Here is an 11851-nt window from a genome sequence, read left to right as displayed (position 1 = left end):
CACCCCCTCCTACTCGATTTGCTTATTTTAAGTCCTCTATAGAATTCACATCCATATACGCTGGAACTACTAGCCCCAATTTGGTGCCTTCTAGGTTTGCCCCTAAATCTTCAAATTTGCCTTTATATTTTTCGTAATAGTCGGCGTGGGTGGAAGGCAGCCAGGCGGCCACAGCTCCATCTAAGCTTCCGTCTGCAATTCCGGTCCACATGGGGCCAGCTTCGACTTGGCGCAACGTTACCTTATAGCCAAGGTCAGATAAAACTTTTCCAATGACGTTCGTGCTGGCAATTTCACTATCCCAAGCAACATAACCAAGCGTCAGTTTATCACCGGATACTTTGTCTACACCTTCCGTCCATTTACTGACTTTATCAGTATTATCTTTTACCCAGCTGGCAGCTGCCTTTTCAGGAGAGGTGCCCCCTTGGATATCGTTCATGACAACGGCCATATCGTCAGCTGTCCAATTGAAATGATTGAGTACTTGATAAGCTTCTGGAGCATCTGTCTTTAAGCCATTACGCACGACAGTATTAATGTTTTCGTCTTTTCCAAAGACCCCTTTTGGATCTTCTAAGTATTTTAAGTCAAAGCTGGCAAACATCCAGTGAGGAGTCCAACCGGTAACAATAATCGGTTCTTTTTTCTCATAGGCCTTTTTCAGGGCGGCTGTCATAGCTGCACTAGAACCTTCTACGAGAGTCCAGTCGTCTAAACCGTATTCCTCGATGACTTTTGCACTGGCCTTCATTAAGCCAGCTCCAGGGTCAATTCCAATGATTTTATAATCGACTGATTCGCCTATAGCTTCAGAAGCTGAAGCCCCTTTGTCACCGCTTGTCTTGTCGGACCCACAGGCGGCGAGCCCCAATGTTAATAAGCCTGCCGAAAGTAGAAGCATCCATTTTTTCTTCATTACATAACTCCCCTTTGTCTTTTGTTTTTTCCTATGTTTTGTGTAATCCGGTCAAGGACAATGGCAATGACCACAATCGCTAAACCAGCTTCAAAACCTTTCCCAATTTGAATCTGCGTAACCGCGCGATAGACATCGGCACCTAGTCCTGGTGCCCCAACCATTGAAGAAATTACCACCATTGACAATGCGAGCATAATGCTTTGATTAATCCCGGCCATTATCGTTGGCATAGCAAGCGGCAGCTGGACCTTTACCAGTTTCTGACGAGTGGTTGACCCAAAAGCCTCGGTTGCTTCGATAATATCAGCAGGGACCTGTTGGATCCCAAGTATAGTTAGACGGATTGTTGGCGGCATGGCAAAAATGACGGAAGCGACGACACCCGGAACCACACCAATATTAAAGAAGAAGATGGCTGGTATTAAGTAAACAAATGCAGGCATGGTTTGCATAAAGTCTAAAACCGGTGTAATGATTTGCCGGACGGCTTGTTTTTGTGAAGCCCATATTCCAATTGGCACTCCCAGTAAAATAGAGATAATAACAGCTGTTAAAACAAGTGCCAATGTTTCGAGCATCGGATCCCAATAGCCTAAATTGTCAATTAAAAATAGGCCAATCAATGTAAATAAGGCCATTCCCTTATTGGAAACTTTCCAAGCAAGTAAGGTTAAAAGAATCATAAATACATAGGAAGGGATATATTCAAATCCAGCCACTAAACCATCTACAACAGCTTCAAGTACACTAGTAATTCCATCAAAAGCTGCTCCCAAATTAATGGTCAGCCAGTTTACTAGCACATCGACCCAATCAGCGATAGGGAGCTTTGGTAACCAGTTTTCCATATCAATTCACCTCCTGAGCTGAACCGAGTGGCATATCCGGTAATTCCGACTGGCCTGATGCCACTTCTGTTCTCGTTGTTTGCACAAGTTTCCATTCCTCTGTCCGGCCGGCCAAAGCTCCAATCACAGCCCCTCTGACCAAGATACCAAGGAGACGTTTTTTCTCATCTACAACCGCAACGGGAATGACGGCAGTAGACACTTGTTCAAACAGATCGGTTAATATTGTATCTGGCAGGACCGTAGAGACATTATCATGTAAAATCGAGGAAAGCCCTTCGTTTCGTTCTAGAGCATCTTTAGCTTCTGATGCAGTGATTGCTCCAAGCAAGGTTTTCTTTTTATCCACGACATAAATACTGGAGATACCTAGTTCTTTCATCGTTTGCAGAGCTACCCTCGGCCCCTTGTCAATGGATATCGACTCCGCACGTTTCATCACATGCCCAGCTGTTAACACTTTAGAAAGGTCAACATCTTCTACGAATCTCTCAACATAGTCATTAGATGGGTTCATCAGAATTTCTTCAGGGGTGCCAACTTGGACAATCACTCCGTCTTTCATGAGGGCTATTCGGTCTCCAATCCGAAGCGCTTCGTCCAAATCATGAGTGATAAACACAATGGTTTTTTTCATGGTAGACTGCAGGTCAAGCAATTCATCCTGCATATCCTTACGTATCAATGGATCAAGGGCGCTAAAGGCTTCATCCATAAGTAAAATATCGGCGTCATTGGCTAAAGCCCGTGCCAGCCCTACCCGCTGTTGCATACCGCCGCTTAATTGGCTGGGATATTGCTGCTCATAACCTTCGAGGCCTACGAGTTTTAGGGCATTCATCGCTTGATCCTGGCGCGCTTGTTTATCGATTCCTTGGATTTCTAAACCATATTCCGTATTCTCAAGGACGGTCCGATGGGGGAGGAGCGCAAATTTTTGAAATACCATACTAATTTTTTTGCGGCGAAGGTTAATCAGCTGTTCCTTGTTCATCTTGACGATTTCCTCACCATCTACGTATATTTCACCAGCGGTAGGTTCAATCAGTCGATTTAGCATTCGCACTAAAGTTGATTTGCCGCTTCCTGAAAGGCCCATGATGACAAAAATTTCTCCCGCTTTCACTTCAAAGCTGGCTTGGTTTACCCCAACGGTTGCGCCAGTTCTCTTTAATATTTCCTGTTTTGATTCACCTTCTTTTAATAATTTCATAGCCGTCTTCGGCTTGCCAAAAACTTTTGTGACATTCCGAACTACTATCTTACTCATTTATTCACCATCCTTCTTATCGTATAAAAAAGTGGTGTTACAGTAGGCAGACTACAAGAACTTCACTTTTTCAGGTTAAATTTTTCTAAAAAGAAACAACTTATACCTTTATATTGTATTGTTACTTGGTTGTAATTTACAAATGTGGTAATTGGTTAAAATCGTTCATAAAGTACGTTCAGAAAAAACTGAATAAATCAAATTCACAAAATACTTAGAAATCCTCCCAAATACTTCTGTTTCCTCCCAAAGTGTGTTCTTTACATTTAGAATAATCATGTTAGTCTTATAAAAGATACGGAATAGAAATGGGTGGAATAAATCATGGAAGGTGAAAAGAGGCTAGTGCAGGCCCGTGAACGGGTAATCGAGGCGGTATCACAAAACATGAATTTATACGGGGTAACCGAATCCGTAGGACGGTTGTATGGCGCTTTGTATTTCCAGGATGGCCCCTTGACACTTGATGAAATGAAGGAAGAGCTGGGCATGAGTAAAACTAGCATGAGTACTTCTATTCGAATTCTTCAAGACCTAAAAATGGTAGATAAAGTTTGGAAAAAAGGGATTAGGAAGGACCTCTACCAAGCAGAATTGGATTGGTATCAAACCTTTATCGATTTTTTTATCATCAAATGGAGAACTGGAATTTCGATTAATGTTTCAGCAATGAAAAAGTCACGTGCAGAGTTAGAATCGCTTGTAAAAGATCCAATGACGGATGAACAGTTAAAGCAACAGGCAGACAGAGACATTGAAAAGCTGACCTCGGCACTTGAATATTATGACTGGCTCCATCGGCTGGTCGACAGCTTTGAATCAAAGAATATTTTTGATTTTATCCCCAAACAGCCAAATGAAAAAGAAAACCAGCTTAACGAAAGGGCTTGACCCCGATGTTAAGCTGGTTTTTTGATTTAGTTTACTCGTTGGATACGGCCATCTGCTTTGTATTCAAAAGGGTTTGCAAGTGTTTTGACGTAGTCAACAGTTGCTTGCAGGTCATCCGGACCCACTTCCAACCCGCTGGCAAGCGGAAGAATTCCGTAGCTGGCATTGCCATACATGTAGTTGTTTACGACAACGGAATATTCTTTATTTGGATCGATTTTGCTGCCATCTGGCAAGAAGATATCGACAACCTGACCCGTTCCGGTAGCACTGTCAAAGGTGAAGGTATATTTGAACCCGGCAATATGAAAGTCAAGTCCTCTTGCGGTGATTTGCTTGTTTAATACCTCTCGCAGGTCGGCACCGCTAAGGTTAGTTTTGTTCAATACATTACCAAACGGCTGGATCGAGAATAAATCTCCGAAAGTAACTTCTCCTGCATCCAGATTGGCACGGACGCCTCCGCCGTTCATCAGGGCAAAGTCACTGCCCATGGCCTGTTTCATACCATCTGCAATCAAGTTCCCCAGACCATTGTCTGCATTTTCGCCAACAGCCACAAATGCTGAAGGATATGCTTTGACCAATGCAGTTGAAGAATTTCCGACCACTTCTGCTTTTTGTGGTGCTACCAAGTCTTCATATTTTTTCATAATCGCCGAAACTTTAGGGTCTGGTGTGTATTGATCCTGAAAAACAGTGACCACTTCCGCCTCTTTCTTAACAATGTCGCCTGTTTCAGGGTTGATGACCAAATCAACATCAGAGAAAGCAGAACCATAGGAATAGGCTTGGACAATTAACTTGTTGTCGACGACTTTGTCATTATATACATGGTTATGGGCTGAAAAAATAACATCCACTTCATCGTCTACCTTTTCCGCAATTCTTGATGCATCATATAAATCTGTATAGCCGTCTTGGGCTGCTGGATTATGGGCAAGCACTACAATGGACTTAACACCTTGTTTCTTTAACTCGGCTGTGTACTTATTGATAGCTTCTACTTCATCGGTAATCTGCAGGTTTTCATTGCCTTTGGTCACAATCATATCCGGGGTTTCTTGGGTGATGACCCCAATAAAACCAATTTTTTGACCTGCCACTTCTTTAATTACATATGGTTCGTTTGTGATCAGCTCACCTGTTGATTTGTCAAAAGCATTTGCCGCTACAACAGGAAAGTCCATGCCGTCATAACCTTTTGTTCCTTTTGGGTGTTCGCCGCCATTCATCATTCGGCGCAGTTCGGCAATACCTTCGTCAAATTCATGGTTTCCCAGGGTGCCAACATCCATGCCTAAAGACTCCAATACTTCAACGGTTGGCTCATCTTGAAACAGGGCGGAGATCAGCGGACTTCCGCCAATCATGTCCCCGGCATTGACAAGCAGGGTATTAGGATTCGTGGCTTCCCGCTGGCGAATCGCAGCGGCTGTATATTCCATGCTGCCGGCGAGCCTATCACCGACTTTTGTGTCTGTATCAAGCTGGCCATGCAAATCGTTTAAACCAAGCAGTTGTACGTTTACCGGTGTGAAGCCGATGTCCAATTGATAAATTCCAAAGCCTTGTGCATCAGTTTTTCCAGTATAAGAGATATTGCCGCCGTCCTTGGTATATTTTGCTCCTTCTGGCGAAGAGGTAAAGGTCACGTTCACATCTCCTGGAATAGGGGCAATCGACCAGTTGTTATCAGCTGTTGGTGTAATGGTTCCCACTTCCGTGATATAGTCCATCAAGATTTGACGATTTTCATCAGCAGAGTCAATGACAAGTTCACTGCCTTTGATACCAGGGAAGTTCCCGCCGCCGCCGGCACGGTAGTTATTAGTGACGACGATAAAATCTTGGTTTGGATCAACGGGTTGTCCATTGTAAGTAAGGTTCACAACACGGCTTGAATCAGGGTTGACCACATTCCCTTTTACATCATATTTTGCTGGAACAGTCACATCAATTTGGTATTGTACTCCGTCAATTACATCAAAGTTATAGACCGGAAAATTAGGATCTAATAAAGCCTGTTCCTCGGTTTTATGAGGGTCAATCGTATTATACTTGCCAGCTGTCATCTCAATCCATTCCTTAACGGTTGAGCCTTTTACTTTAATGGCCTTTAATGTGTTGTCATACAGGTAAAGGTCACCCGCGCTGCGAATGGTTAAGTCGCCTTTTTGAATTTCTGTGTATTCTGCGACTCCGTTGCGTCCGGCTTTAAATGGAGCGCCGACAGACAGAATCGGCAGGTTTTTCAGTTCAGGCTTGTTAGTCGAAATGTATTTTTCTGCATACCATTTTTGTGCATTGGTCACCACTTGGATGGACGGGTCATCTTGAACAAGGGCAAAATAGCTGTAAATGTCATCGGTTGTTTTGCCAATTGGCGTATTGACGTAATTAATCGTTGCTTCGTGGTCGGCTTTAACAGCGTCCACAATGGATTTCACGGGTTCTACCGCTGGTGAATCAATCTCGCGTGTCTGTGATTGAGAATCAGCTACACTCCATTTGCCTTTTTCCTTCACAAGATCCAGGTCAATGATGCCCAATGAGCCGCCGCCATAACCGGCTTGAACGGCAGGAACACCATTGATTGTTCCTTTGGCATTGTCTACTCCAGGAAGAACTTTGCCGCTAATATCTTTAAATAGTCCATCCAAGGCCGCTTCTGATTTTGCCGGGAATAGTTTATGAGTATGAGAGAAGGTAATCGCATCAATGCCAGGCACTTCACTAAGTGCATAGATGACATCTTCTGTGTTATCTTTATTTCCGCTGAATCCGGAGTGGGTCATGGCAACAATAATGTCCGCGCCTTCTTCACGCATTTGTGGGATAAATTTCTTCGCCGTATCCACGATATTTTTGGTTATGACTTTTCCATCAAGGTTAGCTTTATCCCAGTCGTTGATTTGCGGAGGCACGAAGCCGATGAATCCCACTTTAATGACATTTGTCTTGCCATTTTTATCGGTCACTTTTTTATTGACAATTTTATATGGCGTAAATTGGTTTACATCATTATCTGGATTAGAATCATGGTCATCTACATAAACGTTAGCGTTGATGTATGGGAATTTTGCGTCATCATAGGCTTCTTCAAGGAAATCAAGGCCATAGTTAAACTCGTGGTTGCCCAGGGTTGCCATATCATAGCCCATTTGGTTCATCGCTTTAAATACTGGATGGACTTCTCCCTCTTCTAAAGGATCAACTTTAGCTTTATAAGTGCCAAGAGGAGTACCTTGAATCAAGTCCCCGTTATCAACCAATAGGGTGTTTTTGGCTTCCTCGCGAGCTTTTTTCACCAGCGCAGCTGTGCTGGCAAGTCCCACTTTTGCATATGGAGCATTTTTGTAATAGTCATAGTTTAGCAGGTTTGTATGAACGTCGGTGGTCTCCATTAGCCGAAGATTTACTTCAGATTGAATGGAATTCTTAGGACCCTTCGCTATTGATTCGGCATTGACTTGTGTGGCAGAGAAGAATGGTAAGGTAAAAAGTGTTGCAGCAATTGACGTTGACAAGATTTTCTTAGAACGGCTAGAAACTGTCTTTTTCAACCTGGTTTATCCCCCTAATTATATTTTTTGCGGCAAAAAATGTCGGATTTTCTTTCGGATTCTTAGTTTTTTTGATCATTTTCTGCCTTTTTTGTAACAAGTTCCCCTTAATGATATGAAAATTCTTTGTTTTCTGTAAGGTAAGGAAGTCATGGGACAATGGATGGATATTTTCCGAACAATAAACAGATAAAACGCTAAAAATATACGCGTTGTGAGCAGAAAGGACAAATAACAACACAATACAATGTCGAACATTCGTTTTTTTAGGAGAAGAGATAGGGGAGAATGATATAGGGATATTTCACTATACACCATGTAGTTAACAACAAAAAATTCACAAACGAATTTTGTAGATGAAACTGGACAGTTGTAGTAATATCAAATGGAATTTAAGTAAATACGCTGGTGAAGTAACCTAAGCTATTGAAGGATGAAAAAATATGAAAAGAACAGTAAAAGATCTTACCACAATATTGGCTGGTGCTGCCATTTTTGCAGTGGGTGTCAGTTACTTTACGATTCCTAATCATTTGTCAGAAGGAGGCATTTTAGGAATCACGATTATCACACACTATCTGTTTCATTGGTCCCCCGGTATTGTCAATTTCGTGCTGAATGCCGTACTTCTTGCCGTTGGATATAAATTTTTTGAAAAAAGAACCTTTATTTACACGCTCATTTCTATCGCAGCCTGTTCAGGATTCTTATATGTAATGGAGGATATGGGGAAAAAGCTGACGGATGATTCGTTATTAGCGTCGTTGTTTGCCGGTTTGCTTGTCGGCATTGGATTAGGGTTTATTTTCAGAGCTGGTGGTACGTCAGGTGGAACGACTATTCTAGCAAGAATCGGAAATCAATTATTCGGGTGGAGTATTGGCAATGTCATGCTGCTTTTGGATATGTTAGTTGTGGCGGGATCGGTCTTCATCATTGGTCTGGAAAAAACGATGTATACTGTGCTGGTCGTGTATATCGGGGCAAAGGCGATTGATTTTATCGTCGAAGGGCTTGATGAGCGGGTGGCTGTGTTGATCATTTCCAACGACTCGGGAGAGATACTCGACACGATTACCAACAAAATGCTGCGGGGCCTTACCGTGTTGGACGGACGCGGGGGATACACAGGGCAAGACAAATCAATCCTTTATATCGTGATTAATAAGCAGGAAATTGTCCGCTTGAAAAACTTAATCCATGAGACCGATAAAAATGCTTATGTTACCGTTCATAATGTGCATGAAGTAATGGGTAAAGGCTACAAAGCAAGTTAGAAAGGAACCAGTCCCTGTTTCGGGACTGGTTCTACTTTATAACAGTATCAGGATAAAGTATCCTCTTGCTGATTGTTTTGTTGGATCATGTCCCTTACATCCTGTGTGATTTTATCAAAGGTTTGGTTGACACGGTCCATGACTGCGTCTTGATCGGTTGCTGCCTGGCCCTCGATGCGGTTGTCTTTATCCACTCTATCACCTCCAATGATAGGATGTGTAAATATGGAATGTATAAACATAAAAAATAGTGATTTAAAGCACCCAAATACTTTATTCCCCGTAAAATAAAAGAAAAATACGGAGAGGTGCAGCCAATGTTTCCTTTTACTAATTATTTGGATGCGATAAACAGACAAACGAATCAGTTCATCAGTGACATTGAGCAGGCGATCAATGGGGAGTACAGCGCCATTGACTGCTATGCAAAGCTGGCCAATTTGGCGGGCAACAAACAGGAGCGAGAGCAAATACTTGAAATTCGCCAGGATGAAATTAAGCATTACCACCATTTCGTCCAAATTTATCAAAACCTGACAGGAAGGCAGCCGCAGCCGAAAATTATCGAAGACTGCCCCAACACCTATTTAGCCGGCCTTGAATTTGCGCTCCAGGATGAGCAAAAAACCGTCGACTTTTACCTGGATATATCCGATAAATCAACAGACCCCTACATTAAAGAAGCTTTTCAAAGAGCAGCCAAAGATGAACAAAGCCATGCCGTTTGGTTTCTCTACTATTATGTCAAGGCTAAATAAAAACACGTCAAGCAAGGTGCGTAGACAATACGACAAGTTTGTTCACATACCTTGCTTACCTGTTATAATAGACGGCGGCTGTTCAAAGGTTATTCACTGCTTTTAGATGTCCTTTTTTCCTCCTTAGCCCCCTCGCTGACGGAGGTCTTGCTCTGATGGGTTTCTCTCTTTTTGTCGCTTAAATTAGGTATGATCAGAAGGGCTAGTATGATTAGCAAAGCCCCAAAGAATTGTTGTGTTCCAAAGATGAGATAAATTCCGTAAATAATCATGAGGATACCGATCAGCCGTTGAATCCATCTGATGATTCTCAGAGTCATTCCTCCTTAGATGCAACTGAAACGAAATTGCCCATATAGAATAGATATTATTCTGTTAGTACTTTTATACGTTATTTTGTCGTTTTGTCACGCTGGAAAGATAGATGAAATTTTTGGACAAGAAAACCTCAATTTTACCTTAGTAATACTGATTAATTTCAGTCATTCTATTGGAAACATGACATCCCAAACTGCACCCTAATCAAAATCATCCGCTTAGCCCGCAACATTTCTGACCTAGGCATCCAGGAAGCAGTGAAACTTAATGGATGTGAAATCCTTTATTAGTATAGAAAGAAAAAAATGTCCGCCCTAGGCGAACACTTAGCAAATATTATTTTTTAAGTAAACGTTCTTTGATATCGTCCTTTTGAGCTATAAAAATCATTAGAATAATAACGATTACCAGCAAAAAGGACTCCCATTGATATTGCTTGATTACCAGAAACACAGGAATCATTAAAAATGCACTCAATCCTGCAAGTGTAAGACTTCTAAAAAATAGATAGAGGATGAGGAAAATAGGAATGGCCACTGGTATCAGCAGGGGTTGGAAAGCCACCATGCCACCGACAAAAGTGGAGATCCCTTTGCCTCCATTAAATTTTAAAAAGACCGGCTTTAAATGTCCGATAATAACAAGTGCCAATCCAATCAATTGAACGGGATCCGAAAAATGGAGATAACGGCCAGCCACAACTACTAATGCTCCTTTAAGGGCGTCTCCAAGAAAAGTGAATAGGAAGGCCTTTTTTCCATAAAGACGCCCGGCGTTTCTTGCTCCTACATTACCGCTTCCTAAATTCCGGATATCTTCATGATAAAAAAGCCTTGTCATTAAAAAACCAAACATCAGATTGCCAATTAAATAGGAACACGCAAAGTACACCCATACCATCGAACACCACAGCCTATCTATCGATATCACCTTTATCTATTATTATAAAGTTTTCTAGCCATCTAGTTCATCCTAAATAAACAGCAGCAAACTAATCGCCATGACGGCCATGCCGCCGATTAATCCATAAATTGATAAATGGGCTTCATCATATCTTTTCGCTGCAGGAAGCAGTTCATCGAGGGAGATAAATACCATGATTCCGGCAACAGCTGCGAAAATAATACCAAACGCAATTTCATTTAAAAATGGCATTAAGAACAAATAGGCGGCAAAAGCACCAATTGGTTCTGAAAGGCCGGACAAGAAGGAGAGTTTAAAGGCCTTCCGTTTATCGCCAGTCGCAAAATAAACCGGCACCGAAACGGCAATTCCTTCTGGAATGTTGTGGATCGCTATTGCCACCGCGATGGCAATTCCCAGCTTCGGATCTTGCAGGGCCGAAGTAAAAGTAGCAATCCCCTCTGGAAAGTTATGAATCCCGATGGCCAGTGCCGTAAAGGTTCCCATTTTTAACAAATCTGGCTGTTTCACCTTACTGCCATTGCCATCCATATCTTCCACGGTCCGAAGCTCATGAGGGTTTGATTGTTTGGGGATGAATTTGTCGATGCCTGCAATCAACAGCATTCCCGCAAAGAAGCCGCCGACAGTAAGCCAGTTACCTGGCACCTTGCCAAGAGCATCAACCAAAGCGATTTTTGCTTTGACAAAAATTTCAATCATCGACACATAAATCATCACTCCAGCCGAAAATCCAAGGGTGATTGATAAGAACTTTGTATTGGTATGGTGAGTAAAAAACGCAAGCAGGCTGCCAATTCCCGTTGCAAGTCCTGCAAACAGCGTTAAACCAAATGCTAAAATAAGGTTATCCGGCACCTTCGATACCCCTTTCTTGACTAACTATAAATTTAGTAGAATAGGAATTGGAGATACTTTCAAGTTATACTTTTTATATGCTTGAGTTCAGAAATGTTTCCTTATAGATACATATTTTCGTTTTTTAAAACAGAAAAGGGATGCAGTCAAAAACTGCATCCCTTTTCCAGTTATTTAGAAAGGATAAACGTGCTTCACGCATTAGCTTAACATTCCGCT

11 protein-coding genes are annotated in these 11851 nt (G+C 42.1%); 3 read left to right on the top strand and 8 right to left on the bottom strand.

Annotated elements, in window-relative coordinates:
• Positions 1–22 precede the first annotated feature (22 nt).
• The 3 genes from BN2425_RS18725 to BN2425_RS18715 are packed head-to-tail and all read right to left on the bottom strand — an operon-like array spanning position 23 to position 3040.
• Positions 23–919 carry a glycine betaine ABC transporter substrate-binding protein gene (locus BN2425_RS18725; RefSeq protein ID WP_042462631.1) on the bottom strand — a complete coding sequence of 299 codons (897 nt, stop codon included), beginning with the start codon at positions 917–919 and terminating at the stop codon, positions 23–25.
• Positions 919–1770 carry an ABC transporter permease gene (locus BN2425_RS18720; protein ID WP_042462629.1) on the bottom strand — a complete coding sequence of 284 codons (852 nt, stop codon included), beginning with the start codon at positions 1768–1770 and terminating at the stop codon, positions 919–921. Before BN2425_RS18720 ends, BN2425_RS18725 begins: the two co-directional genes overlap by 1 nt.
• Before the next feature lies 1 nt (position 1771).
• A complete protein-coding gene (locus BN2425_RS18715) occupies positions 1772–3040 on the bottom strand; it encodes a quaternary amine ABC transporter ATP-binding protein (protein ID WP_042462627.1) in 1269 nt (422 codons plus the stop codon).
• 324 nt (positions 3041–3364) lie between these two features.
• Here BN2425_RS18715 and BN2425_RS18710 point away from each other — a divergent pair, with 324 nt between their 5' ends.
• Complete coding sequence (locus tag BN2425_RS18710) at positions 3365–3931, top strand: GbsR/MarR family transcriptional regulator (RefSeq protein ID WP_042462624.1); 567 nt, start codon at positions 3365–3367, stop codon at positions 3929–3931.
• Positions 3932–3957: 26 nt separating this feature from the next.
• Here BN2425_RS18710 and BN2425_RS18705 read toward each other — a convergent pair whose 3' ends face one another.
• The gene (locus tag BN2425_RS18705) at positions 3958–7497 is read right to left on the bottom strand and encodes a bifunctional 2',3'-cyclic-nucleotide 2'-phosphodiesterase/3'-nucleotidase (RefSeq protein WP_042462621.1); all 3540 of its coding nucleotides are present in this window, start codon (positions 7495–7497) and stop codon (positions 3958–3960) included.
• Between the two features lie 443 nt (positions 7498–7940).
• On the opposite strand from BN2425_RS18705, the gene BN2425_RS18700 reads away from it, so the two are divergent.
• On the top strand, positions 7941–8774 hold the full coding sequence (locus tag BN2425_RS18700; protein WP_042462619.1) for a YitT family protein: 834 nt from the start codon (positions 7941–7943) through the stop codon (positions 8772–8774).
• Positions 8775–8821: 47 nt separating this feature from the next.
• Here BN2425_RS18700 and BN2425_RS22620 read toward each other — a convergent pair whose 3' ends face one another.
• Positions 8822–8968, bottom strand: coding sequence for a hypothetical protein (locus BN2425_RS22620; RefSeq protein ID WP_154663554.1), 147 nt, complete (start codon positions 8966–8968; stop codon positions 8822–8824).
• A gap of 123 nt (positions 8969–9091) precedes the next feature.
• Between BN2425_RS22620 and BN2425_RS18695 the strand changes: the two genes are divergently transcribed.
• Positions 9092–9532, top strand: coding sequence for a ferritin family protein (locus tag BN2425_RS18695; protein ID WP_042462617.1), 441 nt, complete (start codon positions 9092–9094; stop codon positions 9530–9532).
• A gap of 89 nt (positions 9533–9621) precedes the next feature.
• On the opposite strand, the gene BN2425_RS18690 is transcribed toward BN2425_RS18695, so the two are convergent.
• The 3 genes from BN2425_RS18690 to zupT all read right to left on the bottom strand — a co-directional run bounded on the left by BN2425_RS18690 (position 9622) and on the right by zupT (position 11632).
• Positions 9622–9852, bottom strand: a complete 231-nt coding sequence (locus BN2425_RS18690; RefSeq protein WP_042462615.1) for a hypothetical protein — start codon at positions 9850–9852, stop codon at positions 9622–9624.
• A gap of 334 nt (positions 9853–10186) precedes the next feature.
• Positions 10187–10750, bottom strand: coding sequence for a glycerol-3-phosphate acyltransferase (locus tag BN2425_RS18685; RefSeq protein WP_042462613.1), 564 nt, complete (start codon positions 10748–10750; stop codon positions 10187–10189).
• A 72-nt stretch (positions 10751–10822) separates the two neighbouring features.
• Positions 10823–11632: a zinc transporter ZupT gene (zupT, locus tag BN2425_RS18680; protein WP_042462611.1), complete on the bottom strand. Its 810-nt coding sequence runs from the start codon at positions 11630–11632 to the stop codon at positions 10823–10825.
• Between the last annotated feature and the right edge of the window lie 219 nt (positions 11633–11851).

Origin of the sequence: Neobacillus dielmonensis, assembly GCF_000612665.1 — a bacterium.
Taxonomy (GTDB): domain Bacteria; phylum Bacillota; class Bacilli; order Bacillales; family Cytobacillaceae; genus Neobacillus; species Neobacillus dielmonensis.
Note: the sequence above shows the minus strand (reverse complement) of the source record. Positions and strands in the feature narration are given on the sequence as shown.